Below are 25,437 nucleotides of genomic sequence, written 5' to 3'. Positions count from 1 at the left end.
TGCACGATAGCTAACTTTGTCGGGCCGATAGGCCCATGCAGGCTTCAAAGCGTGTTTGCTTCCTTTCAAATCTGGGGTGACTGATTTTTGCGTGCGGCGAAGGCTTTTATCGCCAGACGTTATCAGTCAGCAGCCCCTCTCGATTGCACCAATTCCCGCGATTTTCGCTCGACCAAGGCCGAACTCTCGCGCTTGTATCGATTTAGTTTAAACATAAAATATTTTTCGGCAAGGCCGATCACCGCTTGGAATAATCAACCTTGCGTGCGCCGCAGGCGCATGAATTTCGACCGGAAAGCACGAGTGATTTGTGTGATCTTTGAACTCAGCACACCCTGAAAGCTGGTTGAAAGCTTGGACCGGATAGCTACAAGTCTGCATCGTGGAGGAGGCACAATGTTCGTGACGAAGTGCGATGCGCCAAAATTGTATTCGGAGGAGACTTTCATGCGTTTGACACGCAACCTTTTCAACGGAATCGCACTTTCTGCAATCGTCGCCGCAGCAGCCTTCGGCGCACCCGCCGCGCACGCAGCCGACAAGATCACCATCATGGTCGGTGGTTACGAAAAGCAGATCTACCTGCCCGCAAAGCTCGCCGAGAGCCTTGGCTACTTCAAGGATGAAGGCCTCGATGTTGAGCTTCTGAACGAGGCCGCCGGCGTCGATGCCGAGAACCAGCTGCTCGCGGGCGCCGTTCAGGGCGTCGTCGGATTCTACGACCACTGTGTCGACTTGCAGGCGAAGGGTAAATTCGTCGAATCCATCGTCCAGTTCAGCCAGGCGCCGGGTGAAGTCGAGCTCGTTTCGACCAAGCATCCCGAAATCAAGTCGCCGGCCGATTTCAAGGGCAAGACGCTCGGCGTCACCGGCCTCGGCTCCTCGACCAACTTCCTCACGCTCTACATGGCATCCAAGGCCGGCCTGCAGCCGGGTGATGTCGTCACGGTTCCCGTCGGCGCCGGCGGCACCTTCATCGCCGCCATGCAGCAGGACCAGATCCAGGCCGGCATGACAACCGAGCCGACCATCTCGCGCATGCTGAAGACCGGCGAAGCCAAGGTTCTCGTCGATATGCGTACGCCTGAGGCGACGCGCCAGGCTCTCGGCGGCACCTACCCCGCGGCCTCGCTCTATCTTGAGATCTCGTGGGTCGACGAACACAAGGAAGAAACCCAGAAGCTCGCCAACGCCTTCGTGAAGACGCTGAAGTTCATCAACACGCATTCGGCGGCCGAAATCGCCGACAAGATGCCGAAGGACTTCTACGTCGGCGACAAGGACGGATACATCAAGGCCCTCGGCGAAGGTAAGGGCATGTTCACGCCCGATGGCGTGATGCCCGAGGATGGTCCGAAGACGGTTCTGGCCGTGCTCTCCGAGTTCTCTAAGAACGTGAAGGGCAAGCAGATCGATCTCTCCAAGACCTACACGACCGAGTTCGTCAAGAACGCGAAGTAACTTCCGTCGCGACGGGTGGCCCGCCGATCGGCGGGACCGCCAGCGCGCTATGGGCACTGCGTGCACGCCCGCAGAGGCACGCATAGGTATTCGCCATGCAACAGGAAAACACTAAGACGCCCGCCGTCGAGCTGATCAATGTCAGCCGCCGCTTTGTCTCGCCGACCGGAAAATCGCTGACCGCGCTCCGCGACTTCAACATGACCGTTGAACGCGGCGAGTTCGTCGCCGTCGTCGGTCCGACCGGATGCGGCAAATCGACGACGCTCAACCTCGTGACCGGCCTTGCCCGCCCGAGCGCCGGCGAAGTTCGCCTGATGGGCGGCCCGATCACCGGCATCGACCGCCGGGTCGGCTTCGCCTTCCAGACCGATGCGCTCTTCCCCTGGAAGAACGTGATCGACAACGTCATGGCCGGACCGCTCTTTCGCGGGAAGTCGAAGGCGGAAGCAGAAAGGAGCGCCAAGGACTGGCTCGCTCGCGTCGGCCTCTCGAAGTTCCAGAATCACTATCCGCACCAGCTTTCCGGCGGCATGCGCAAGCGCGTCTCTCTGGCGCAGACCTTCATCAACGAACCTGAGATCCTGCTGATGGACGAGCCCTTCTCGGCGCTCGACGTGCAGACGCGCACCGTCATGCACGAAGAGCTCCTGAAGCTCTGGGCCGAGCGCAAGGCATCGGTCATCTTCGTCACTCACGACCTTGAGGAAGCCGTGGCACTGGCCGACAAGGTTTACGTGCTGACGGCAGGGCCCGCGACCGTGAAATCCGTCTACACGATCAATCTTCCGCGCCCGCGCGTCGTATCGGAAATCCGCTACGAGCAGAGCTTCATCAACTATTGCAAGACGATCTGGGATGACCTGCGCGAAGAGGTGGAAACCAGCTACCGCCGCGCAAGCGAAGCCGCCTGAGGAGGAAACAATGGCTGATACAACTCTTAGCGTCGGCTCCGCCGCACTCTTCCGTCCGGGAACATCGGATGCGGAAATCGAAGCATCCGCAATGAAGGCGATGAAGCGTCGCAACGCGCTCGTTCGCTTCTGGCAGATCGCCATCCTCGTTTTCGTCATCGGCATGTGGGAGCTTTCCTCCAACATGCAGTGGATCGATCCCTTCTTCTACTCGAGCCCCAGCGGCGTCGTTCAGCGCCTCTACGAATGGGCGACGGAAGGCACGACCGAAGGTTCGCTCTGGTACAATCTCTGGGTCACGATGGAAGAGGCGCTGATCGGCTTCTTCGCGGGCTCGATCACAGGCGTCTTCGTCGGCATCGGCCTTGGCCGCAATCGCTTCCTGTCGGACATCTTCTCGGTCTACATCAAGGCGATCAATTCGATCCCGCGTGTCGTTCTTGCCCCAATCTTCATCATGATCATGGGTCTCGGGCTTCCGTCCAAGGTGGCGCTCGCCTTCATCATGGTGTTCTTCGTGGTTTTCGCAAACGCCTTCCAGGGCGTGCGTGAAGCAGACCGCAACATGATCGCCAATGCCCGCATCCTCGGCGCTTCCGACTGGCAGGTCACGCGCACGGTGGTGATCCCCTCGGCCATGAGCTGGATCTTCGCCAGCCTGCACGTGTCGTTCGGCTTCGCCATCATCGGCGCGATCGTCGGCGAGTTCGTCGGCGCCCGCTTCGGCATCGGTCAGCTGATTTCGATCGCCAAGGGCACCTTCGACGCCGCCGGCATGTTCGCCGCGATCCTGCTGGTCATGGTGGTGACGCTTGTCGCCGAATACATCATGACCATCATCGAAAACCGCCTCGCCAAATGGCGTCCGCAGCAGCACATGGACTCCCAGTAAGAGCGCCCATCCTCCCAGGCTCTCTGAAGGTCGGATCGAAAGATCCGACCTTTTTTTCATGCCTGCTTGTCCCTGCCCTGTTTCGCAGCCGCGATCGGAAGCCGCACGCTCACCACTAGGCCGCCACCACCAGCCTCGGCGAGAACAACCTCGCCGCCGGCGCCGTCGACCACTTCGCGAACGATCGCCAGCCCCAAGCCGCTGCCCTCACCCTCGGTGCCGAGCACCCGATAGAACCGCTCGAAGACCTGTTCGCGCTCGGCCGCTGGAATACCCGGCCCATTGTCCTCGACATCGAGCACGGCGACGTCACCCGTGCGGACAACGGAAACCGTCACCGTGCCGCCAGGGCGGGTATAGCGAACGGCATTGTCGACGAGATTGACGAGCATTTCGCGCAGCATCGTCCCATCGCCCTCGACGGGAACGGGATCTGAAACCTCAAGGCCAAGATCGATATCGCGCTGCAGCGCCTGCTCCGCATGCGCGGCGACGATGTCCCTGGCCGTGGTTGCGAGATCGATGGTCTCGCTCCGCGGCCGCCTGCTGCCAGGCTCGGCGCGCGACAAGGTGAGCAACTGGCTGGCGAGACGGGAAACATGGCGAATGCTGCTGCGCAAGGCTTGCAGTGCCTCCTCGCGCCTCGCGTCGTCCGTCTCACGTGCTGCGACGCCTGCTTGCGTCGACATCAGCGCTAGCGGCGTTCGCAGCTGATGAGCGGCATTCGAAACAAATCGCCGCTGCGCGGCCATCTGGTTCTGAACGCGCTCCATATGGTCGTTCAAGGCGTGAACCAGCGGCTGAAATTCGGTCTGCACCATCTTCGGCGAAAGCGGATCCAAGCGCTCGCGCCCACGGGCACGCACTGCATCGCGCAGCCGCAACGCGGGCGCCAGCCCTCGCTGCAGCCCGACGATCGTGACCGCTCCCGCGAGCAGCACGAGCACGAACTGTTTGGAAAAGTCATCCAGCCACAAGCGCCTTCGCAGAGCATACTGGCTGTTATGGGTGCTCGCCACGGTGACGGAGATCGCGCCGTTATCGGGAAGCCCGACGACAGGATGATTGAGCGTCAGCGCGCGAACGGTCGAATTGCGGAACGGCAGATCCTGCCCGGTGCGTTCCACCGTCGGCAGCGGCAGATCAGGGAAGCCGCCGACGAGGTTCCCCCAGGCGGTGATGATCTGGTAGAAAACTTGATCCCCGTAGCCGGTATCGAACATCTCGAGTGCCGCCGGCGGAATGTCCGCCTCAACATTGCCGCCCTCATCCACCCGCACCGCTTCCGCGATCACCCGGGCGGAGCTCAGCAGTGTACGGTCGGTGACGAGCTTCGCCGTCTGGTCGGCCGTCTGGTAGCTTTCGTAGAGATTGAAGCAGATGGCGCCGATAAGGGTAAGGACGACCCAGGCAAGAAGCTGGGCGCGCAAACTCTGCCGCAACGCCCAGACAGCGATCAGCATGCCTCGCAGACGACTCATCCTAGGACGCATCCCGCAACAGATATCCGAGACCACGCAACGTCGCGATCTGGGCCGAGCTGGGCTCAAGCTTCTTGCGCAATCGGTGAACATAGATCTCGATCGCGCTCGGGTCGGCCTCGTCGTCGAAACCGAAGACGCTTTCCGAGAGGACGGCCTTCGACACCGTTGTTCCGACGCGGGTGATCAGATGCTCGAGAACTGCGTGCTCCCTGGGTGTGAGCGCCAGCGGCTCACCCTTGATCGAGAACTGGCGCGTGGCCCCGGCAAAGACCAGATCGCCGACCACCACCTCAGGGGCGGCGCGATCCTGCCCGCGCCGGACAATGGCTCTTATGCGAGCCTCGAGCTCAGCGATCTCGAAAGGCTTAGCAAGATAATCGTCGGCGCCGCTATCCAGACCCGCGACACGACCGTCGAGGCTGGCATTTGCCGTCAAGATGATGACGGGAACCCTTTCTCCGCTTTGCCGGAGCCGCTTCAGCAGCGTCATGCCGTCGATCTTCGGGATGGAGAGATCAAGGATGACAGCCGAATAGCGCGCCACCCTCAGCATCAATTCCGCATCCTCGCCATCGAAGGCTATGTCGACTGCATATTGTGCCTGGCGCAGAGCCTTTGCGAGCCAATCGGCGAGCTCTTTATTGTCTTCGACGATGAGGATTTTCATATGCGAGCTATACCATTTCGCTCGACCGCAATGGAAGACAATTGCCGTCCGGCAGCCCTGTTTTCATTCTCAATCGATACCGGCTAGATGGCGCGACCGGGCCGCGACCCACTCCGCACCCGCCGCAGTCGGCAGAAACCTTTGCGGGCGCGCATCATTGCGAACAACAAGCCCCTTGAGCTCTAGAACCCGCAATGTCGAGCGGTCGGACCCCTTCGCGGCTGAGGACCCTTGCTCAACGCAGCTGATGATCACCCGCGTTTGTGCTCTCGTGAGTTTTGTCAACGTCTGCAACTCCCTTGCCCCTCCCCGGTCTGCACGCTGAAAGTGATGCCGCTTCAGCGCTCCAAGACGGCCTCCTCAAACGCCAAAAGCCCGACGAAGACCGTGATCGAGACCAGCATTCCGAGCGTCGCATCGGATGCATAATGGGCGCCGACAGCCACGCGAAGGGCGGCTGTCGCAACCGAAGCAAGGATGACAGGTGGCGCTACCCAGAGGCGATAGCGGGGCGGCAACAGAAAAGGCAGGCAGATCAGCCAACCGGCTCCCGAGGCCTCTCCAGAAACAAACGAGCAATTGCGCTCACATGCGCCATGGAACGATCCGGCCGCCATGAATGGCAGCTTGCCGCCGAACAGATCGGTCTGGATCGGGCGCGGACGGCTCGAGTACTCCTTGAGAAACAGGTTGGCGATCAAACCTGTGCTGATGCCGAGACCAGCCAGCGACAGCCAAAGCCGGTGCACCGGCATTTGATGACGCAGCCGGGGCGAAAAGGCGGCGACCACCAAGGCAATCAGGACCATGGCAGCGGCGGCGTAGGGCAATGTGTAGAGGATCCAGCGCAACGTCGTGATCAACCGATCCTCGCCGAGCGGGAAGGATCCGCACGCATTCAGCGATGATGGATCCAGGCAAAGCGGGCCGCTGAAGAACATCTCCGAAATCCGGATGTCGATCATCGGCCACGCGTGAAAGATCGACAGCAGCAAGAACCAGAACGCCGTTAGCACGAGAAAGGCGTCAGCGTATGTCCGCCGGCGGGCAACCGTATGAAACGTGGTCATTATGGCTTCTCTTCGGAAATCAGATATGACCGCCATATTCCGCCCGTGCCTGACGGAGACCTGAAGAACCGCCGCCGATTCTTTACGGATTTGTAAAGAATCCCGAAAGCTTGCTGAAAGCTTCGTCGCGATACCCACGTTATTACATCGTGGAGGAGACACGATCGACGTGAGCGGAAGCGATGTAATTCACCTATCAGGAGGAGACGACTATGCGTATTTCACGCGGACTTTTTCATACACTTGCGTTCTCAATACTTCTCGCCGGGACGTCGCTTGGCGCCGGCGCCGGCGCCGCCAACGCGGCCGACAAGATCACCCTTATGGTTGGCGGCTATGAAAAGCAGATCTATCTGCCAGCCAAGCTCGCGGAAGCGCTCGGCTATTTCAAGGACGAAGGTCTCGACGTCGAACTCCTCAACGAGCCGGCCGGCGTCGACGCGGAAAACCAGCTTCTGGCGGGCGCCGTCCAGGGCGTCGTCGGCTTCTACGACCACTGCATCGACCTGCAGGGTAAAGGCAAATTCGTCGAATCCATCGTGCAGTTCAGCCAGGCGCCCGGCGAAGTGGAACTCGTTTCCACCAAGCATCCCGAGATCAAGTCCGTCGCTGACTTCAAGGGAAAGAGCCTCGGCGTAACCGGGCTCGGCTCATCCACCAACTTCCTGACGCAGTATCTGGCGGTGAAGAACGGCCTCGATCTGTCCGACATCACCTCCGTCCCTGTCGGTGCAGGTGCGACCTTCATCGCGGCGATGCAGCAGGACAAGATCCAGGCCGGCATGACGACCGAACCGACAATCACGCGCCTGCTGAAGACTGGCGAGGCCAGCATCCTGGTTGACATGCGCACGATGGAAAACACCCGCGCAGCCCTCGGCGGCACCTATCCAGCGGCGTCCCTCTACATGGAGACCGCCTGGGTCGAGCAGCATAAGGACGAGACGCAGAAGCTCACCAACGCCTTCGTCAAGACGTTGAAGTTTATCAACACCCATTCGGCCGCCGAGATTACCGAGAAGATGCCGAAGGACTTCTACGTCAACGACAAGGAGGGGTACATCAAGGCTCTGGATGGCGGAAAGGGCATGTTCACCGCCGACGGCGTGATGCCGAAAGATGGACCGCAGACCGTTCTCGCCGTGCTCAAGGGCTTTTCCAAGTCATTGAAGGACAAGCAGATCGATCTGTCGAAGACCTGCACGACTGACTTCGTCAAGAACGTGACCGTGAACTAAAACCGACCGCCGCTCCTGCATGAAAGCGGGAGCGGCGGCATCCAAATCTGTTTCGGTTACATCCACCACCCGCGACACCGGCTCTCCACGAGACAGCACGTGCGCGCCAGGAACCGCGACGTCTCGTAAAATGCTCGCCAGGGCAGGACACTCACGTAGCGAGAGCGCGGGAGCCTGAAGCCCGCAAGGTGGTTCTGGATCAAAGACGTTCGTTCGGCGCTCTGGCGGATAGGTTGCGGGTCAACGAACAGGCCACGCAATCCGCCAAGGTGCTCCAGGTCGAAGGCGAGATCATATGGCAGCCGCATCGGCATCAGGCGCTCGACGATCCAACGTGCCGCCTTGCGGTTGATGACATAGGCACCCGACCCCTTCTCGCGCGTTAGCGAGATCGACAGGTTTCGAACGGAGGTGAGCGATCTCAGCTTGTATTTGCGCCCCCGGTTGACGGTCGACAGCCGCAAAATGTCCCAGCTTCCACCCTCATCCAGCGCCGCGTTCAACGTCGCCACCAGATCTTCTTCGAATATCAGATCATCTTCAAGAATGAGCGCGTGCTCGGCCTTGGAAGCCAACAGGCGCCGCGCGCATTCCACGTGACTGAGGTAGCAGCCGATCTCGAAAGGGTTTGCGCTGCGCCCATGCCGCCGCCGATATCCGGCATCATCGAACCCGGCCACCGGCAGCAAAATCTCCCGCCCATCCACCGCAGCAACACGCTGGAAACTCAGCCCCTTCTCCAAGATCCGCGCCTCCATCCGCATGCCACGCTCGGGCGAACGATCGAGATTGATCAGATAGATGGACAGCTTGGCATTAAGGGAGGCACTCAGGTCGTCGCGGCGGACCTGTGTAGCGGCGTGCATGTTCATTGAAGCCCCAAGAACGCAATGATAGGGCCTCGCTTCTGCGCCTTTAACTTCACGGGCTTCTGTCGGGGACTATACGGATTTGTAAGGTTGGCAGCGCCGGCCTATCAGACGCCGAAACGGCCAGCCCCGCCCCCAGCCGAACGCGGCAAAACCGTCTCCTATCTCGCCCGCTCGACCCCAGGCGCTTCGTCCATGTCGATCGAAACGCTCAGCAATGCCCAACGCTCCAACTCATCCATCTGGCCGGTCAGTTCGTTGCGAATGATCTCGATTGCGTCGCTCCCGAGAAGAAGACGGAAGGGTGCGTTTTCGGCGGCGACCGCCGAGATGATAGCCTCTGCTGCCTTTCGAGGATCTCCCCGTTCACTGCCCGACGATTTGTCGGCGCCGACGCGGCGGTGGCCGACGACGCGCTCGTAATCGGCGATCGGCTTCGAGGAACCGTGAAGCGAACGGCCGGCGAAATCGGTGCGCAGGGCGCCCGGTTCGACGAGCACGACTTTGCAGCCGAACGCACCGAGCTCCTTTCGGAGCGCGTCGGACAGGCCTTCCATGGCGAATTTCGTCGCGGAATAATATCCGCTCGCCGGGCCGGAAAAGCGGCCGCCGATCGAACTGACATTAACGATGCATCCATGCCGTCTCGACCGCATTGCCGGAAGCACCGCCTTGATCATCGAGACGGCGCCGAAGAAATTGGTCGCAAACAGGTCCGTGACTTCACGCTCGTCACCTTCCTCGACCGCCGATCGATAGGCATAGCCGGCGTTGTTGACGAGAACATCGATGCTGCCGAATGTTTCAATTCCGGCAGAAACGACAGAAAGAACCTGATCGCGATCCGTGACATCCAGCGACAGTGCGCGCGCGGTTCCCGGATAGTCCGCGACGATATCCGCGAGCGTGTCGGAATTGCGTGCGGTCACGATCGCATTGGCGCCCGATGCAAGGACTGCTCGCGCCAGCTCGCGGCCGAGACCGCTCGAACACCCTGTGATCAGCCAGGTCGATTTTGTCATAAGGGTATTCTCCTATTCGATCTCATTCACTCGTATTGGGCGGGGTCATCCGGGCCGCCCCTCGTACGGCTCAGCCCGAAGACGCAGCCGGACCGAGGCCGGCTGCGTCCGTGATCAGGCGCTCAATTGCTGCACAACCTCGTCGACCGACGTCTTCAGAATGGCGACCATCTCGTCGATATCGGCCTCCGAAACGATGACGGGGGGGCTGAGCGAGATCACATCATTGCCGAGCGATCTCAGGATCAGTCCATTGGCGAAGCAGGCGTCCTGAAGCTTGGGGCCGAACTTGGCGGAGGCGGGATAGAATGTTTTGGCGCCCTTATCCGCGACGAATTCGACAGCGGCGAGCAATCCGACGCAGCGGATATTGCCGACATTCGGGTGTTCGCTAAGCGCCTCGAACAGCCGTTTGCGAAGGTAGCTGCCTCTGCTGCGCACATGTGGGACGATATCCATCTCGTCGTAGATTTTGAGGGCTTCAAGAGCGACCGCTGCCGACACCGGATGACCCGAGTAGGTGAAGTTGTGGCTGAAGCCTCCCGCCTTTTCGGCCTGCGCCAACACGACATCAGCGACCTTCTTGCTGATCATGATCGCACTGATCGGCAGCGCGCCGGCCGACAGCCCCTTGGCGGTCGTAATGATGTCGGGAACCACACCAATTGTCTGGTGACCCCAGTAATGTCCCGTCCGTCCAAAACCGCACACGACCTCGTCCGCGATCAGCAGGATATCGTAGCGATTGAGCACCTCCTGCATCTTCGGGCCATAGCTTTCAGGCGGCACGATGATGCCTCCGCCGCCCATGATCGGCTCCATGAACATGGCGGCGATCGTTTCCGGGCCCTCAGCAAGGATCAGGTCCTCCAATTCCCGGGCGCAGCGTGTCGCGAACGCATCGGCGTCCTCGCCCGGCAGGCCATTGCGGAAATGATGGGGCGCGGACAGATGGTGGAATGGTGCGAGCGGCGCATCGAAGCCGTTGTGATGATACTGAAAACCGGTCGCCGAAAGCGTGGCCACGGTTATTCCGTGGTAAGCGGTCTTTCTGGAGAGGATCTTCTTCTTCTCGGGCTTGCCCCGACCATTATTGTAGTACCAGGCGATCTTGATGGCGGTATCGTTCGCCTCCGAACCCGAATTCGCGAAGAACACCTTGTCGATATTGTCGAACGTGTGCTCCTTCAGTTTCTCCGCGAGGTCGACCACCAGTTCATGGGTCTTGCCGGCGGACATCGGATAGAAGTTGAGGCGCAGCATCTGGTCATAGGCCGCTTTCGCCAGACGCTCATTGCTGAAGCCGAGCGTCGAGCACCAGAGGCCGGCAACGCCTTCGATATAGGACCTGCCGGTATCGTCCCAGACACGGATTCCCTCGCCTTTGGTGATCATCACCAGATCCTGCGGATCGCGCGAGGTGAAATGAGGAAACAGGACATTGTCGATGCCGCGCTTGGCTGAGGAATTGGGGGAATAATTGTCCATTGTGCACTCTCCAGATGATGTTTCGGGATCTTGGACGGCTCTCGCGAACCGGTCTGTCCGCTCGCGGCGGATGGTCGAAACGGGCGCTTCAACCCCGCTGTTGTCGAAAGAAAATCACGTCCGAGGGCAGCGCATTTGGCACCTGATGCCAATAACTTTGCTTTATGCGCCAAGTGCGATGCATATGGCCGGCCTCTTCCGCGCTCGCGAAGAGCGCGGAAACGCAAAGCGCCAGAGCTCGCTAAAGCCCTGGCGCGATTACAAGATTTGGAAGAAATTATCGGACGTTCAGAACGTCCCGACGCGCATCAGTTGGTACCGGCCCAGGCTGTGAAGCGCGCGGTGAGCGCTTCCATGTTGTTCATCCAGAACTCGTTGTCGACGGGTGTCAGGTATTTCTTGTTTTCCGGCGCGCTGGCGAGATCGGCAAGCAAGGACTTGTCGACCAGGTCATAGGATTTCACGTTCGGTCCTCCGTAGGGCATGATCTTGTAGAATTCGGCTTCCGGTTCCGGCATCGCCATGTAATGGAGAAGCTTGTAGGCGGCATCGAGATTCTGTGTGCCTTTCACAATGCCGTATCCGTCGTTCTCGAAAACCCCTCCAGCCTGCCAGACGACACGCAGATCACGCTTGTCGGTCTTGTTGACCAGGGCCGGACGGGCGTTCCAGACCGAGGTCATCGCGACCTCACCGGAGGCAAGACGCTGGATGGCCTCGTTGCCGCTCCGCCACCAGATGATATCCGGTTTCAACACCTCGAGCTTATCGAAAGCACGCTTGACGCCCGCTTCCGTCGACAGAACCTTGTAGACATCCTGCGAAGGCACGCCATCGGCGAGCAGCGCCACTTCCAAAGTCTCATAGGCCGAGTATCTGAGCCCTCGCTTGCCGGGGTACTTCGTCGTGTCCCAGAAATCGGCCCAGCTTTTCGGGCCGTCGTTGAGCCGCGCGCCGTCATAGGAAAGGACGACGGCATTGGCCAAGCCGAGCAAGCCGCATTCGGTCATCGAATCCGGCGCCAGATCTGCCACGTTGGAGAACCGCGACCAATCGATCTTCTCGAACAGCCCCTCCTCGCATCCCGTCATGAAGTCGGTGGCCTGGGCGGTCAGCACGTCCCATGTGACCGTGCCGGAATCGATCTGCGCGCGAACCCGCGCCATCTCGCCGGTCCAGGCGTCCATATGGTAAGCGGTTCCCTCCTTCGCGGAGAACGGTTTGACATAGACGTCTTCGACGGCCTGTCCCGATGCACCGCCGAAGGTCACGACAGTCAGGTCCCGTGCATGAAGATTTGTGGCGAAAAGGCTGACGGCTGCCAGCGCCACACCGAGGCACATTCTCATTATTTGTCTCTCCTTTTGGCTATACGACTGTCTTTTCAAAAATGCCTATTGTGATCGGCGCGCGCGAAGGGCCTCTACAACGAGCAGAAGGAATGCCGACACGCAGACGAGGACCGTTGCGACCGCCGCGATCGACGGATCGATCTTGAACTGGATATTGTCGAACAACATGCGCGGAATGGTCTTCTGATCGGGGGACGCGAGAAAGACCGCGATGATCAGTTCGTCAAACGATGTCGAGAATGCGAAGAGTGCACCGGAGATAACGCCGGGCGCGATCAACGGCAAAACGACCGAGGAGAAGGCGTAAAGCGGAGAAGCACCCAAGCTTGCCGCCGCCCTCGTCAGGCTGCGATCATAACTCTTGAGCGCGCTGACAACAGGTATAACGACAACCGGCAGCGCGATCGCTGTATGGGCGACGACAATCCCGAGCTCCGACTGCGCCAAGCCGATCTTCGAATAGAAGAACAGGATACCCACTGCCGCGACGACCGTCGGTATCGCCAGAGGCGATGCAATGCAGGCCACGAACACCAGCTTGACCGGCGACGTCCACTCGCTCAAGGCCAGCGCTGCCATCGTCCCGAGAATTGTCGACAGAGCGGTCGCGTAAAGCGCGATCGTCAGTGAGTTCTTCGCCGCCTCGAGCCAATCCGGATTGGACAGGAGGCTTTCGTACCAACGCAGCGAAAGACCCGGCAGCGGGTAGGTCAGCATCGAACCGCTGCTGACGGACAAGGGCATGATGATCAAAAGCGGCAACATCAGATACACGATGACCAGGATCACGAATGCCCGCTGAATGTGGGGAAGCGATTTATAGAAAGTGTCCATGGGTGCCCGATTCAACGTGATGGGGATGTGGATGCCGGCGACCTGGCCTTGCCGAACGCAAGCGCCAGTATGGCGAAAAGCAGAAAGGTCATGACCAGCAAGATCACGCTGAGCGCGGCGGCAAGGCCCCAGTTGAGCGTTACGTTCGTGAAATAGGCAATCGATGTCCCGATCATCTGATCGGCCGGCCCGCCCACGAGGCTCGGCGTGACGTAGTATCCAAGCACAAGGACCAGAACCATGGTTCCGCTCGCTGCGATGGCGGGATAGGTCTGCGGCACGTAGATTTCGAAGAATGCGCGGACCGGATTTGCTCCGAGCGACGTTGCGGCGCGCAGATACATCGGCGATATCCGCCGCATGGCGGCGTAAAGCGGAAGGATCGCGAAGGGCAGCATCACATGGACCATGGTGATGTAGACACCGAGCGCATTGAAGATCATCGGTAGCGGCGCATCGATCAGGCCGAGCGAACTCAGGACGTTGTTCAGCAATCCCTGCCGCTGCAACAACAGGATCCAGGCCGATGTCCTCACCAGCAGCGAAGTCCAGAACGGCAACAGGATGCAGAACATCATCAGCGATGCACGGCGCGGCGTCGCCTTCGCCAGTGCGTTGGCGACCGGATAGGCGATCAGCAGGCAGATCAGGGTGATGAAGACGCTCTGGGTGAAGGTGCGGGTGATGACCTGCCGGAACTGGCGCTGCTCCGCGGGCATGTTGGTGATCGACCCGTCGGCGTCCTTCTTCAAGTCCAGCGCCGTAAGATAGTAAAAACTGGTGAACCGGCCCGAAGAGTTCCGCAGGATCTGCCAATATCGCTTGTCTTGCCACTGCGGGACGGCGGCCAGCAACCCTGCCTTCGCATCCTCCTTGGACATTGACGCCATCGCGGTGCGCGTGCGCATGATCAGCCGTCGAAATTCCGGCAACTCGTAGTTCAGGCGACGTGCCAGCGCGCTGACCTGCACATCCTCGGCAGCCGACAATTCATCGACCAGCAGACCGTAGATCTCGTTGGGCAAGTCCTCTGATGGCTGCCACTGATGGCTCAGAAACTGCGTCGTGCGGGGAAGTACGGTGTTGATCTCGGAGTTGTCGATCGACTTGTATAGAAAACCCATGATCGGAACAACGAACAGGATCAGGACGAACAGGAAGGCGGGCGTCGCCAGCAGAACGGGCTTGTAGGCCGAAACCGAAAAGGCGGGCCGCTCGATCCTGGCAACGGCCATATCGTGAACGACGTCGGTCATGACTGGAACGCCCTCGTCGATGCGATATCCCAGACAGCCTTGACCTTGTCGCCGAGGGCGATGTTAGCGGCAGCCGGCATCTTGAGCAGCAGCTCCAGATCCTCGCCGATGGCCAACGATATGCGGGCGTGGTCGCCGAGGAAGAAGGCTTCCTTCACGGTCGCCTGGATTGCGTTTTGCTGTTGATCGGCACCGTCCAGCGGTGCGAGTGACACGTCTTCGGGACGAACCGAAACCTTGATTCGGCTTCCGACATCGGTCACGGGGGCCGCCGGAACCCTGATATGTCTGTTTTCGCCGATATCGACCGTGGCGACACCGTCGTCCGCCTTAACCACGGTCGCCTGGAAAATATTGTTCTCGCCGATGAACGACGCCACGAAATCGGTGGCTGGATTTCGATAGATCTCTGCAGGCGAAGCCAGTTGCTCCACCCGTCCGTTTGCAAAGACCGCGATCCGGTCGGACATGACCATGGCTTCGCTCTGGTCGTGAGTGACATAGATCGTCGTACAGCCGACCCGGTCGTGGATTCGCTTGATTTCATACTGCATGTGCTCGCGAAGCTGCTTGTCGAGAGCGCCGAGCGGCTCATCCATCAGCACCAGCTTCGGGCCGAACACGAGCGCGCGGGCAAGGGCGATGCGTTGCTGCTGACCGCCGGAGAGGCTACCCGGCTTTCGATCCGCGAACTGGGACATCTGCACCATGTCGAGCGCGGACCGCACCAACCGGTCACGCTCCACCCGGTCGACGCGGCGAACCTTGAGGGGATAGGCTATGTTCTCCGCGACCGTCAGATGCGGGAATAGCGCATAATTTTGGAAGACCATGCCGATGTCGCGCTTATAGGCCGGCAAGCTGTCGATGCGCCGGCCGGCGACCTCGATCGAGCCGGCGGATTGCTGCTCGAACCCCGCGAGCATCATCAGCGTGGTCGACTTTCCGGAGCCGGAAGGACCGAGAAACGTAAGGAACTCGCCGTCGAAGACATCGAGATTGAGGTCTTTGACGATCATTGTCCGGTTGTCGTAAGACTTCCTGACGCCACGAAAACTGACGAGGTATTTGCCGGCGCTGCCGAGATTCCCGGTTGCGAAATGTTGCATATCTACTCCTGGACGATACGCACCGGGAGGCGGCTCCCCGTGCAATCTCCCTGGCTGTATTTCGCTACCCATACTGTTTTATGCCGCCGATTTTGACCGACGATTGGCCGATAAATACCGGCAAGACATTTCTACCAGTCCACGATCGCATAAGTTTGCATTTCGCGCCAAAATTCCTGCGAAGCGTGCCAAATCAAGTGCGGAGCCAATCTGAATTCTGGACATGCCTGGTCTTGATCCTGGCGTTATTTGGCGGTGTTGCAGCGATTGACAGCCTCCCTCAAGCGGCATAAGCTCATTTTTTAGCCACACGCCCCATGCGCTCATCAATGCGGCACAACTCAGGGCATATGTTCCCATCGGCGTTGGATTTTGACGTTATGACGGCAGAATATCCGGGCTTGCTTCGAGCTCAAATCATCCACCCCTATCTCGAGGCACTGCGTTCGAAGAACATGCGCCTCAAACCGCTTCTCAAGGATCTGTCGCTCTATGAAGACACGATCGAAAGCCCTATGGAGCGCGTTCCGATCGCGGATTTCCTTCAGTTCACGCACCGGGTCTCTGAAGCAACGAAGGAACCCTTGCTCGGTTTCAAGCTGGGTGCACGTCGCTACGACAGCCGCGGGCCGTTGTCGACAATGGTGTTTTTCTATGCGCGATCCCTGCACCAGGCGCTTGAGCTGTTTTGCGAGTTCGCCGATGCGTTTCAGGAACGCACGCTTTTCAAGCTGACCCGAAATCACAAGACCAGTCAGGTCGCCTACCGCATCGTGGAAGCAAGTCCCGAATTGGCCCGGCATGATGTAGAGTTCACCATGACCGCGCTGTACTGCATGATACGACAATTCCTCGGACCATTCTGGAGCGCGCTTCATATCAATTTCGAGCACGGCGCTCCCCCTGCATCGAAGGCCGCCTACGAGCGCTTTTACCGCGCGCCGGTTTCCTTCAATCAGCCGATCAACGAGATCGTGTTGAAGGAAAGCGACCTCGTCGCCGTGAACCCACTCAGCGACGAAACGGCGATCGAGCTGCTGCGTGACCACATAAGGACGGTTCGCTCCGAGATGGCGCGGAGCAGCGACCTGACACATCGCGTGAGCCTTGCCGTAACCAAATTGATCGGCACTGAGAATTGCGACCTCCCGACCGTCGCCGGCTATCTCAACATGTCGACACGCAGCCTGCAGAGACGCCTCTCCGAAGAGAAAACGAGTTTCGTGACGATCCTGCAGAAGCAGCGTTTTCGCATCGCCCAGTCCCTTATGCGGGACAGATCGCGTCGATCGATGGCGACGATCGCCGAGATGGTCGGATATGCGGATGAGGCAAGCCTTTCGAGGGCCTTCAAGTCCTGGGCCGGGCAGTCTCCGAGAAGCTACAAGCGCCAGATCCATCGAGAGGCGCTCGATCCTGATGAGTTGAGTTCGAACTAATAGGCTTCCCGGTTGGATCTCGGGCGTCTTCTGGCCCGCACCCAATCCAAGAGGCTTTCGACAAAGGCGCCCGGCCTCGGTGATCGATGCGACTGTTCCCCGGCCGCGCGCTTCGCAAGTTCGAAATCAAGGATCATGGCTGCACTCCGCAAGGACATTAGCGTTCGTCTATTGCGAAGCAAGCGCCATGCCAGGATGCTCGCATCCCGGCATGGCGGATGATTTACCTGTTAGCCAACCAACTCGAAGCGGATATCTTGAGCGCCCTGCCAAAGCGTAAGGCGGCCGAGTTCGGGCAGTTTGTCGAGATTGGAGGTCACCGTAATGAAGTGATTTCCCGCGAGTTGGCCCATCTTCGACGAAAAGTCGACGCCGCCATAGGCGAGCAGAATCTCGGTTTCGCTGATGCCACCCGGATAGAGGATGACGTGGCCGGGCGCCGGATGGCTGGTATGGTTTTCGTAGCCGACGCCGAAATCCTGATCGCCGAGCGGGATCCAGACGCCCTCGCCCGACCACCGCACATGAACGATCTGCCCCTGATAAGGCATTTGCTTCAAAAACGCCTCGCTGGTCTTCGGCGCCTTTTCGGTTTCGAGGACCGCATCGAACTCGAAGGGACCCGCGGTAATCTTGAGCTTCATCATCTGTCTCCTTGACGTGTATTAGAGGCCGACCGGCCGGGCTGCGGCGGGTCGATATGTTCCCTGGCCCTTTTCGCCGACCAGCACGCCTTCCTCGACCATGACCGTTCCGGCCACGATGGTGGTGACGGGCCAACCGGTGATTTCCATTCCCTCGTAGGGCGAATAGTCGGCGCCGTCGTGCAGGTCGGCATGGCGGATGGTCCGCTTTAGCGCCGGATCCCAGATCGCGATGTCGGCGTCGGCGCCGATGGCGATCGTGCCCTTTTGCGGATAGAGACCATAGGTCTTGGCGTGATTGGTCGCGGTGATGGCGACGAAGCGCGGCAGGTCGATGCGCCCAGCCATGACGCCCTGCGAGAAGAGGATCGGCAGCCGGGTTTCAACGCCGGGAATACCATTGGGGATGTGCCGGAAGTTGGTCTTGCCCTTCGGATTGAGCTTGCCCTGCTCGTCTTCGTAGCGGAACGGGCAATGATCGGACGAGAAGAGTTCGAACACGCCGGTCTCGATGCCTCGCCAGCATTCGGCCTGCGCCGCCTCGTCGCGCGGCGGCGGCGAGCAGACGAACTTGGCGCCTTCCCAGTCCATGCCGTCAAGATCCTTGGCAGTCAGCACGAGATATTGCGGGCAGGTCTCGCCGACCACCTTGATGCCCCGTGCCCTGGCGCGCATGATTTCCTCCATCGCCTCGCCGTTCGAGACATGGACGATGACGACGGGCACATCGGCGATCTCGGCCAGCGACAGCGCCCGGTGCGTGGCCTCGCGCTCGACGGCAACGGGCCGTGTCGAGGCATGAGCACGCGGCGCGACATCGCCGTTGCGCTCGTGTTTGTCGATCAGGAAGCGGATCGCATCCTCGTTTTCGCAATGGACCATGACGGTCGCGCCGGTGCCGCGCGCCACGTCCAGCGTCTTCAGGATCTCGCCATCGCTCAAGCGCAGATCCTCATAGGTCATGAAGACCTTCAGCGAGGCATAGCCATCGGCCACCAGGGCCGGCAATTCCTGCCCGAGTACGGCGTCCGTCGGGTCGGAAATGATCAGATGGAAGCTGACATCCGTGTAGCACTCGCCCTCGGCGAGCCTGTGGTAATCGTTCAGCGACGAACGCAGCGGCACGCCCTTTTCCTGCAGGCAGAACGGCATGACGGTCGTGTTGCCGCCGAACACAGCCGACAGCGTACCGCTCGCGAAATCATCCGCCATGACGATCCCATCTCCCGACGGTTGGGAGATATGGACGTGGCTGTCGATGCCGCCAGGCAGGACATACTTGCCGGCGGCATCGATCACGCGCTTTGCCCCGGTCAGCTGTTCGCCGATCTGGACGATCCTGCCGTCCTTGATCGCGATAGACGCCTTGAAAACGTCGGACGCGGTTGCGATGGTGCCGTTTTCGATGATGATATCGTATTCGCTCATGACGAGGCCTCAGTGCTGCAGGATCTTGCCGAGGAAGGCCTCGGTGCGCGGATTGTGTTTTCCGGCGAAGAAGTCGTCGCTCGGCCGGTCCTCGACGATTTCGCCCTGATCGATAAAGATCACGCGGGTGGCCACGCGGCGGGCAAAGCCCATTTCATGGGTGACGACCATCATCGTCATGCCGTCCTTGGCGAGACCGGTCATCACATCCAGCACCTCCGAGATCATTTCCGGATCCAGCGCCGAAGTCGGCTCGTCGAAGAGCATGGCCAGCGGATCCATCGCCAATGCGCGGGCGATCGCCACGCGCTGCTGCTGCCCGCCGGAAAGCTGGCTTGGGAACTTGGCCGAATGATCGGCGAGGCCGACGCGATCAAGCAGCTGCATTGCCTTGTTGCGCGCCACGCTATTAGAGCGCCCGAGCACAATGCGCTGCGAGAGCATGATGTTGTCGATGATCGTCAGATGCGGGAACAGTTCGAAGTTCTGGAACACCATGCCGACGCGCGTGCGCAGGTTTGGCAGATCGGTCTTGGGGTCCCCGACCTCGATGCCGTGTACCCGGATCGACCCTTGCTGGAAGGGTTCGAGGCCGTTCACGCATTTGATCAGCGTGGATTTCCCGGAACCAGAGGGACCGCAGACGACCACGACCTCACCACGATCGACCTTCACGTTGCAGTTCTTCAGAACCTCGAACGTGCCATAGAATTTGCTGACGCCAGTGATTTCGATCATGCGCGGCCTTTCTCAAAGCGGGATATGGAAAATGGATTGAGCGCCCTGCCCGTTTCGCGGCCGAGGACAAGCTGCGCCGTAAGCTGTCCGACGAGCGGACCGAGGGTGTAGCCGTTGGATGTCACGGCATTGAAGAAGCCTGGTTGCCGAGGATCCTCGCCAAGAATCGGGGCACCGTCGATATTGATGTTCATCGCGGCCCAGCTTCTGATGACGTGCAGTTTGCGCAGCGCCGGCACGACGTGTTGCGCCACCCAGAGATTGCCCTCGATGCTCGAAAGTAGCGGACGCGGATGCTGGTGGATCGGGTCTAGCCCGGCGGTCCAGCCGCCGCCGATAATGAAATTGCCGTTGGCCGCCTGCTTGAGCGTCAAATGACGATCGGCATGGGCAACGAGACAGGAAATCGTCGGCGCGGCCGCTTCCGTCACGACCATCTGCAACGGCGCACCGAAGACGGGGACATCAAGCCCGAGCAGCCCACCGACCCGCGACGAGAAGGCGCCAGCAGCGTTGACGATGCGCCGGGCATGGACGGTGCCGCGCGAAGTGACGACTTCGAAGCCCTCGGCGACCACCGTGATGGCCATGACCCCACATTGATCGAAAACCCTGGCGCCGGCAGCCTTCGCGGCATCTAGGATGCCCTGCGTCGCAACCAGCGGATTAATCTTGCCTTCCTGCGAACAGAAGGCGGCACCCACGAACTGAGGCGAGAGCGCGGGTTCCATCTGCCGCAACTCGTCCCGCCCGATCAGACTACAGTCGATGCCGGCCTTCTGCTCGACGCTAACCTTCTCCCGGAGGAAGCGCATATGCGCGTCGGTTTCCGCGACCATCAGGCCGCCGGTGACCTTCATCTCGAAATCGCGGCCGAGTTCGCGCTGCAGTTCGCCCCAGAGCGTGATCGAATCCCGCTGCAGCGGCAAGGTCTGCGCGGCAGCACCACCCCCGCCTTCAGCCCGCGCGCCGTGGTCAAAGGAGAGAAGCTGCGCGTGCAGGCTTCCGGCATTGCCGCCCGATGCGAGCGAATTGGGGAAGCTGCGCTCGAGCACGGCCACATCCTCACCTGCCCGAGCGAGAAACAGCGCTGTGGAGAGACCGGCGATGCCGGCGCCGATGACCAGCGTCGAAACCCGCTGCAGCAGAAGCGGTTCGCTGCTTTCCAGCGGGGGCTTTTCCGGTAGAAGCGCCCGCTTGTGGCCGCCCCATTCCGGCTTTTCGACCGCAAGAGCCGCAAGGGGAACCGGTCGCAGCGGCATTTGCGGCGCAAGAAAACCCCGCCTCTCGCTCTTGTCGCGTCGCACACCGGCAATCGCCGCAACCGCGTCGCCGCAGTAGCGTCCCTGGCAGCGGCCCATGCCGGCGCGGGAAAGTCGCTTCAGAGTCGCGATATCGTCGGCGCTGTCGGTCGCGAGCGCTTTCAAGGTTTTGGCCGTTACGCCTTCGCAGCGGCAGATAATGGCGTTGTCGTCCTGGCCCGCAATGGCGTTCGCTGAAGGCCGGGCGGCGAAGACCGCCCAGAGGGCCTTCTGGAACGCGCGGTGCCTTTCGAGCCGGCGTTCCGTCTTATCGTCGCGTGGCACGGAGCGCCCGAGCTTGCGCGCCACCGCCAAACCGGCCAGCCGGCCGGCCGCCATGGCGATATGCGCACCGCCAAAGCGGGCTGCCTCACCGACTACATGAACATGCGGCAAGGTGGTCTCGCCATCCGCCTTGCAGATCGCCGACAGCCTGCCGTCGACAAGTTCGTGGCCGCAACCGAGCAATCGCGAGAGTTCATTGGAGGGCGCGAAGTCGCCACCGATGAGGACGGTATCGGCCTGCAGCGTGAGGGCGCCGCTCGGCCCCTTGATCGCCACCGTCTCGACGCCGGCCTGCCCGTCGATCGAGGTGACCGCGCTCTCCCAATGAATCGGCACGCCGGCAGCGCGCAGCGCGATGACCTGGCGCATGCCGTTTGCCGCGAGCATCTTGTCGGCCGCGAGAAGTTGCAGAGCTGCGGCCGGCTGCTTCCAGGGTGCCTGCGCCTTCTCCACCAGCGCGACGACGTGGCCGCCAGCCTTGATCGTTTCGATCGCCACCTGGATGTTCAAGGGGCCGTTGCCGGCAATGACGATCCGCTTGCCGGCGACGGTACCATAGCTACGGAGCAAGGTTTGCGCCGCGCCCGCTGTCATGACGCCCGGCCGTGTCCAGCCTGCAACCGCCGGCGGGCGCTCATGCGCGCCGGTAGCGATCACGATCGTCTTCGGCATGTAGTAGGAGGCGCCCGCAGGACCGTAGCAGGAGACGACGGTCGTGCCGTCAGCGCGACTTTCGGCTCCCCAAACAGTGGTGCCAGCGACCATCGTCACGCCGGCTCTGCGAACCCGATCGACAAGATTGGCTCCGGAGCGGGCCTGTTCGTCGGCGCCGAGGCGCTGTGCCGCCAGCGCGGTCAGCGGTTGCTTGAAATACTGACCGCCGGCGGCGGAGCGTTCGTCGACGACGGTCACCCGCGCGCCCGCAAGTGCCGCGGCCTCAGCGGCGGATAGGCCAGCCGGACCAGCGCCGATGACCAAGAGATCGGTCTGAACGGTTTCGATGGCCCCAGGAACGGCGGCGAGGTCGGAGATGGCGTCATCGACGATGACGGGGCGCGAGCCGGGTCGCTCGATCGTCATCCCGGGCCGGACGGTCGTCATGCAGGCACGCTGACTGAGGCGGCCATCGACGGTGACGAGGCAATCCTGGCAGACGCCCATGCCGCAGAAGATGCCACGCGGCTCGTCCTTCAAGCCGCGCGAGAAATCATGCCGGCCGCCCGCCTCGATCGCAGCCGCGATCGTCATGCCGCGCTCGGCCGCGACGGCGACGCCGTCTACGACGATATCGACACGCTGATCGGGTTGAGATTGGATCGGGGCGGAGACGGCCGGCATCGACATGTCCTAGAGGCTGAAGGTCAGACCGAAGTCCGAGACCAGTTTCTTCATGGCCGCATCCTGCTGCTCGGGAAGCGGCAGACGTGGAGGACGCGGCGTGCCGGCGGCAAAGCCCATATGCGTCAGCAGGGACTTCGAACCGGCGACATAGGCCTGTCCACCGACAGCCTGGATGACTGGAAGCCACTTGAGATAGAGCGCGCGGGCTTCATCGAACTTCTTCTCGTCGGCGACGAGCTCGAAGATACGCGCCATCGGACCCGGAGCGACGTTCGAGGCCACCGCAACCCAGCCCTGCGCACCCATCACAAAGGATTCGAAGCCGAGGATGCCGCCGAACACCGTCATGTCGTCGCCCGCCAGCCGGATGATGTCGCGCACGCGCGTCACCTCAAGCGTCGATTCCTTGATGTAATCGCAGCCCTTGATCTCGGCGATGCGCTTCACGAGCTCGGGCTTCAGATCGACGTTGGCAGTCGCGGGGTTATTGTAGACCATGATCGGGATCGAGATCGCGGCAGCAACGGTCTTGTAGTGATGGACGAGTTCGTCGTCGGTCGGGGTCGAGTAGAAGGGCGGGATGATCATCACGCCGTCGGCGCCCATCTGCTCGGCCTTGAGGCTGAGGCGCACGCATTCGCGCGTATCCTCGGCGCCGGTACCGATCAGGACAGGCACGCGGCCGGCAACGGTTTCGATGACGGTGTGGGCGACACCGTCGCGCTCTTCCTCGCTGAGCGACAGGAACTCGCCGGTCGATCCCAGCGGAATGAGGCCATGGATACCCTGGCGCACCTGCCATTCGGTGAAGGAGGCCATCGCCTTGAGATCGACGGCGCCGTTGGAATCCAATGGCGTAATCATCACGGTGTAAACGCCGCGAAACTTCTTGGTCATGTCAATATCCTGGTTCTAGCGCTTTTCGCTGACGGACAGCCTGGAATCGGACTGGCCGAAGCGCTTCTCGATATGCCTCTGGAAAACATCCCAGAGCGTGGTCAAAAGGAGGTAATAGATCGCCGCAACGGCGAAGAGCTCGAGCACCATGAAGCGCTCCTGGATCAGCACCTGGGTGCGACGCAGCAGTTCTTCCATCGAGATCACCGACGTGACCGATGTCGTCTTCAAAAGCCCGTTCACGGAATTGCCGAGCGGCGGGATGATGACCTTGAACGCCTGCGGCATGACGACGTAGCGCATGATCTGGCGCTCGGTCATCCCAAGCGCACGAGCGGCCCGCGTCTGGCCGATCGGGACGGCCTCGATGCCGGCGCGAATGATTTCGGCGAGATAGGCCGCCTCGTTGAGCGCCAGCCCTACGAGCGCCGCCTCGATCACCGAGAGACGGATGCCGAACAGCGGCAGCGCGGTGTAAAGCGCAATCAGCTGCACAAGAAGCGGTGTGCCCCTGAACAGCCAGATGTAGACCTTGGCCAGCGTCTGAACCGAACGCAGTCTCGAGCGGCGCATCATCGCCAGCGCGAAGCCCAATATAAGACCCGCGATCAGCGAGACGACGGTCAGCCAAATGGTCGTGACCACGCCACCGAGGATGAAGGGGTTGAAGAGGTATCCGAAGAAACCCGACCAGTTCCAGAGCGACATCAATCCATTTCCTGCTCAAGGCGAGCGCGGGAGCCCCGCGCCTCGCCAGTCAATCGATCGTCCGGCTGCCCGATCAGCGGCCGGGACCCTTTACGGAATAGTCGCCGGCGACCATCGGCATGCCGTACTTGTCGAACAGCGCCTTCAGAGAGCCGTCGGTCTTCATTTCCTTCAGCGTCGCAGAGACGGCATCCGCCAGCACGGTGCTCTTGAAGGCGACGGAGACGGGCGCCGGATAGAGACCGCTCAGGGCGCGCTTGAAGTCGCCGCGGCTGTCATATTCCTTGGCGACCGCGTCGATCGACACGACGGCCTGGACCTGGCCGGCGCGAAGCGACTGGTAGGCCAATGCGAAATTGTCGAAGGTCTGGATCGTCAGGCCTTCCTTGCCGGCGTCGCGCAATTCCTTGTCGAGCAGGCGCGTCTTCGTTTCCTCGAAACCACCGATCTCGACGCCGACAGTCATGCCGGCGAGGTCATCCTTGGTGGCGACCTTCTTGTCAGAGTTCGGAGCGATGGAAACGCTGATCGCCTGATCCTCATAAGGGATCATCTGCATGATCTTGGCGCGTTCCTCGGTGAAGAAGATGCCGGTGTTGATCATATCCCAGCGGCCGGCCTGCAGGCCCGGAACCATCGCCGAAAATTCGATGCGGACATATTCCGGCTGGAGGCAAAGGCGCTTGGCGATCTCCGCACCGAGTTCGACGCGCATGCCCTTCAGCTCACCGCTGGAATCGACGAACTGCAGCGGCGGCAATGTCGGGTTGGTCGACATGACAAGCGTGCCGGGCTTGATCAGCTCGCTTGCGGGAACCTTGGGTTCGCAGGCCTGCGCGAAGACGGCCGATGCCGTCAGCGACACGGAGAAGGCGGCGAGAGCACCGCGAAAAATGAAAGAACGGGTCATGGATGGCCTCTGGAGTTGGTCTTTGAATTATGCTACCCAGTTTGCATTCATCTGGGATCCCACTTTTATACATGGTTCTCTGAGACACGC

Annotated in this window: 22 protein-coding genes; 5 read left to right on the top strand and 17 right to left on the bottom strand. The window is 60.8% G+C overall.

The genetic code is table 11. The features are described 5' to 3' along the window. Positions 1 to 447: 447 nt before the first annotated feature. The 3 genes from D460_RS0107620 (at position 448) to D460_RS0107610 (ending at position 3,267) form a co-directional block, all read left to right on the top strand. Positions 448 to 1,461, top strand: a complete 1,014-nt coding sequence (locus D460_RS0107620) for an ABC transporter substrate-binding protein (protein WP_026282891.1) — start codon at positions 448 to 450, stop codon at positions 1,459 to 1,461. 95 nt (positions 1,462 to 1,556) lie between these two features. Beyond that, positions 1,557 to 2,375, top strand: a complete 819-nt coding sequence (locus D460_RS0107615; protein ID WP_018897937.1) for an ABC transporter ATP-binding protein — start codon at positions 1,557 to 1,559, stop codon at positions 2,373 to 2,375. 10 nt (positions 2,376 to 2,385) lie between these two features. After that, positions 2,386 to 3,267: an ABC transporter permease gene (locus D460_RS0107610; protein ID WP_018897936.1), complete on the top strand. Its 882-nt coding sequence runs from the start codon at positions 2,386 to 2,388 to the stop codon at positions 3,265 to 3,267. Between the two features lie 56 nt (positions 3,268 to 3,323). On the opposite strand, the gene D460_RS0107605 is transcribed toward D460_RS0107610, so the two are convergent. The 3 genes from D460_RS0107605 to D460_RS0107595 form a co-directional block, all read right to left on the bottom strand. Then, positions 3,324 to 4,748, bottom strand: a complete 1,425-nt coding sequence (locus D460_RS0107605) for a sensor histidine kinase (RefSeq protein WP_245267724.1) — start codon at positions 4,746 to 4,748, stop codon at positions 3,324 to 3,326. Between the two features lies 1 nt (position 4,749). Further along, complete coding sequence (locus D460_RS0107600; RefSeq protein ID WP_018897934.1) at positions 4,750 to 5,418, bottom strand: response regulator; 669 nt, start codon at positions 5,416 to 5,418, stop codon at positions 4,750 to 4,752. 338 nt (positions 5,419 to 5,756) lie between these two features. After that, entirely contained in the window at positions 5,757 to 6,626 is an 870-nt protein-coding gene (locus D460_RS0107595) for a phosphatase PAP2 family protein (RefSeq protein ID WP_155947699.1), read from the bottom strand. A gap of 74 nt (positions 6,627 to 6,700) precedes the next feature. Here D460_RS0107595 and D460_RS0107590 point away from each other — a divergent pair, with 74 nt between their 5' ends. Further along, complete coding sequence (locus D460_RS0107590) at positions 6,701 to 7,726, top strand: ABC transporter substrate-binding protein (protein ID WP_018897932.1); 1,026 nt, start codon at positions 6,701 to 6,703, stop codon at positions 7,724 to 7,726. Positions 7,727 to 7,782: 56 nt separating this feature from the next. Here the strand turns inward: D460_RS0107590 and D460_RS0107585 are convergent, their stop codons facing one another. The 7 genes from D460_RS0107585 to D460_RS0107555 all read right to left on the bottom strand — a co-directional run bounded on the left by D460_RS0107585 (position 7,783) and on the right by D460_RS0107555 (position 15,656). Continuing rightward, a complete protein-coding gene (locus tag D460_RS0107585; protein WP_155947717.1) occupies positions 7,783 to 8,592 on the bottom strand; it encodes a glycosyltransferase family 25 protein in 810 nt (269 codons plus the stop codon). Between the two features lie 164 nt (positions 8,593 to 8,756). Further along, complete coding sequence (locus D460_RS0107580) at positions 8,757 to 9,617, bottom strand: oxidoreductase (protein WP_018897930.1); 861 nt, start codon at positions 9,615 to 9,617, stop codon at positions 8,757 to 8,759. 114 nt (positions 9,618 to 9,731) lie between these two features. Next, positions 9,732 to 11,105 (bottom strand): aminotransferase, encoded by a 1,374-nt coding sequence (locus tag D460_RS0107575; RefSeq protein WP_018897929.1) that lies wholly within the window; start codon positions 11,103 to 11,105, stop codon positions 9,732 to 9,734. Positions 11,106 to 11,413: 308 nt separating this feature from the next. Continuing rightward, entirely contained in the window at positions 11,414 to 12,454 is a 1,041-nt protein-coding gene (locus D460_RS0107570) for an ABC transporter substrate-binding protein (RefSeq protein WP_037110923.1), read from the bottom strand. Positions 12,455 to 12,499: 45 nt separating this feature from the next. Next, complete coding sequence (locus D460_RS0107565) at positions 12,500 to 13,291, bottom strand: ABC transporter permease (RefSeq protein ID WP_018897927.1); 792 nt, start codon at positions 13,289 to 13,291, stop codon at positions 12,500 to 12,502. An 11-nt stretch (positions 13,292 to 13,302) separates the two neighbouring features. Next, complete coding sequence (locus D460_RS0107560; RefSeq protein ID WP_018897926.1) at positions 13,303 to 14,547, bottom strand: ABC transporter permease; 1,245 nt, start codon at positions 14,545 to 14,547, stop codon at positions 13,303 to 13,305. Continuing rightward, entirely contained in the window at positions 14,544 to 15,656 is a 1,113-nt protein-coding gene (locus tag D460_RS0107555; RefSeq protein ID WP_018897925.1) for an ABC transporter ATP-binding protein, read from the bottom strand. Before D460_RS0107555 ends, D460_RS0107560 begins: the two co-directional genes overlap by 4 nt. A 401-nt stretch (positions 15,657 to 16,057) precedes the next feature. On the opposite strand from D460_RS0107555, the gene D460_RS0107550 reads away from it, so the two are divergent. Then, a complete protein-coding gene (locus D460_RS0107550) occupies positions 16,058 to 17,095 on the top strand; it encodes an AraC family transcriptional regulator (protein WP_196809321.1) in 1,038 nt (345 codons plus the stop codon). Positions 17,096 to 17,325: 230 nt separating this feature from the next. Here the strand turns inward: D460_RS0107550 and D460_RS0107545 are convergent, their stop codons facing one another. The 7 genes from D460_RS0107545 to D460_RS0107515 form a co-directional block, all read right to left on the bottom strand. Then, positions 17,326 to 17,739, bottom strand: coding sequence for a DUF3830 family protein (locus tag D460_RS0107545; protein ID WP_026282890.1), 414 nt, complete (start codon positions 17,737 to 17,739; stop codon positions 17,326 to 17,328). A gap of 21 nt (positions 17,740 to 17,760) precedes the next feature. Next, positions 17,761 to 19,167, bottom strand: a complete 1,407-nt coding sequence (gene hydA / locus D460_RS0107540) for a dihydropyrimidinase (RefSeq protein ID WP_018897922.1) — start codon at positions 19,165 to 19,167, stop codon at positions 17,761 to 17,763. Positions 19,168 to 19,176: 9 nt separating this feature from the next. Beyond that, on the bottom strand, positions 19,177 to 19,905 hold the full coding sequence (locus D460_RS0107535; RefSeq protein ID WP_018897921.1) for an amino acid ABC transporter ATP-binding protein: 729 nt from the start codon (positions 19,903 to 19,905) through the stop codon (positions 19,177 to 19,179). Beyond that, positions 19,902 to 22,829, bottom strand: a complete 2,928-nt coding sequence (locus D460_RS0107530; protein WP_018897920.1) for an FAD-dependent oxidoreductase — start codon at positions 22,827 to 22,829, stop codon at positions 19,902 to 19,904. Before D460_RS0107530 ends, D460_RS0107535 begins: the two co-directional genes overlap by 4 nt. A gap of 9 nt (positions 22,830 to 22,838) precedes the next feature. Next, positions 22,839 to 23,729: a 4-hydroxy-tetrahydrodipicolinate synthase gene (dapA, locus tag D460_RS0107525; RefSeq protein WP_018897919.1), complete on the bottom strand. Its 891-nt coding sequence runs from the start codon at positions 23,727 to 23,729 to the stop codon at positions 22,839 to 22,841. Between the two features lie 15 nt (positions 23,730 to 23,744). Next, positions 23,745 to 24,437, bottom strand: a complete 693-nt coding sequence (locus D460_RS0107520; protein WP_018897918.1) for an amino acid ABC transporter permease — start codon at positions 24,435 to 24,437, stop codon at positions 23,745 to 23,747. A gap of 73 nt (positions 24,438 to 24,510) precedes the next feature. After that, complete coding sequence (locus tag D460_RS0107515) at positions 24,511 to 25,347, bottom strand: ABC transporter substrate-binding protein (RefSeq protein WP_018897917.1); 837 nt, start codon at positions 25,345 to 25,347, stop codon at positions 24,511 to 24,513. Positions 25,348 to 25,437 lie beyond the last annotated feature (90 nt).

The organism is Rhizobium sp. 2MFCol3.1 (assembly GCF_000377565.1).
Lineage (GTDB): Bacteria > Pseudomonadota > Alphaproteobacteria > Rhizobiales > Rhizobiaceae > Rhizobium.
Note: the sequence above shows the minus strand (reverse complement) of the source record. Positions and strands in the feature narration are given on the sequence as shown.

Coding starts and splice junctions, on each gene's coding strand:
- D460_RS0107620 (WP_026282891.1), top strand. CDS start 448: ATGCGTTTGACACGCAACCTTTTCAACGGAATCGCACTTTCTGCAATC.
- D460_RS0107615 (WP_018897937.1), top strand. CDS start 1,557: ATGCAACAGGAAAACACTAAGACGCCCGCCGTCGAGCTGATCAATGTC.
- D460_RS0107610 (WP_018897936.1), top strand. CDS start 2,386: ATGGCTGATACAACTCTTAGCGTCGGCTCCGCCGCACTCTTCCGTCCG.
- D460_RS0107605 (WP_245267724.1), bottom strand. CDS start 4,748: ATGAGTCGTCTGCGAGGCATGCTGATCGCTGTCTGGGCGTTGCGGCAG.
- D460_RS0107600 (WP_018897934.1), bottom strand. CDS start 5,418: ATGAAAATCCTCATCGTCGAAGACAATAAAGAGCTCGCCGATTGGCTC.
- D460_RS0107590 (WP_018897932.1), top strand. CDS start 6,701: ATGCGTATTTCACGCGGACTTTTTCATACACTTGCGTTCTCAATACTT.
- D460_RS0107585 (WP_155947717.1), bottom strand. CDS start 8,592: ATGCACGCCGCTACACAGGTCCGCCGCGACGACCTGAGTGCCTCCCTT.
- D460_RS0107580 (WP_018897930.1), bottom strand. CDS start 9,617: ATGACAAAATCGACCTGGCTGATCACAGGGTGTTCGAGCGGTCTCGGC.
- D460_RS0107575 (WP_018897929.1), bottom strand. CDS start 11,105: ATGGACAATTATTCCCCCAATTCCTCAGCCAAGCGCGGCATCGACAAT.
- D460_RS0107570 (WP_037110923.1), bottom strand. CDS start 12,454: ATGAGAATGTGCCTCGGTGTGGCGCTGGCAGCCGTCAGCCTTTTCGCC.
- D460_RS0107565 (WP_018897927.1), bottom strand. CDS start 13,291: ATGGACACTTTCTATAAATCGCTTCCCCACATTCAGCGGGCATTCGTG.
- D460_RS0107560 (WP_018897926.1), bottom strand. CDS start 14,547: ATGACCGACGTCGTTCACGATATGGCCGTTGCCAGGATCGAGCGGCCC.
- D460_RS0107555 (WP_018897925.1), bottom strand. CDS start 15,656: ATGCAACATTTCGCAACCGGGAATCTCGGCAGCGCCGGCAAATACCTC.
- D460_RS0107545 (WP_026282890.1), bottom strand. CDS start 17,739: ATGAAGCTCAAGATTACCGCGGGTCCCTTCGAGTTCGATGCGGTCCTC.
- hydA (WP_018897922.1), bottom strand. CDS start 19,167: ATGAGCGAATACGATATCATCATCGAAAACGGCACCATCGCAACCGCG.
- D460_RS0107535 (WP_018897921.1), bottom strand. CDS start 19,905: ATGATCGAAATCACTGGCGTCAGCAAATTCTATGGCACGTTCGAGGTT.
- D460_RS0107530 (WP_018897920.1), bottom strand. CDS start 22,829: ATGCCGGCCGTCTCCGCCCCGATCCAATCTCAACCCGATCAGCGTGTC.
- dapA (WP_018897919.1), bottom strand. CDS start 23,729: ATGACCAAGAAGTTTCGCGGCGTTTACACCGTGATGATTACGCCATTG.
- D460_RS0107520 (WP_018897918.1), bottom strand. CDS start 24,437: ATGTCGCTCTGGAACTGGTCGGGTTTCTTCGGATACCTCTTCAACCCC.
- D460_RS0107515 (WP_018897917.1), bottom strand. CDS start 25,347: ATGACCCGTTCTTTCATTTTTCGCGGTGCTCTCGCCGCCTTCTCCGTG.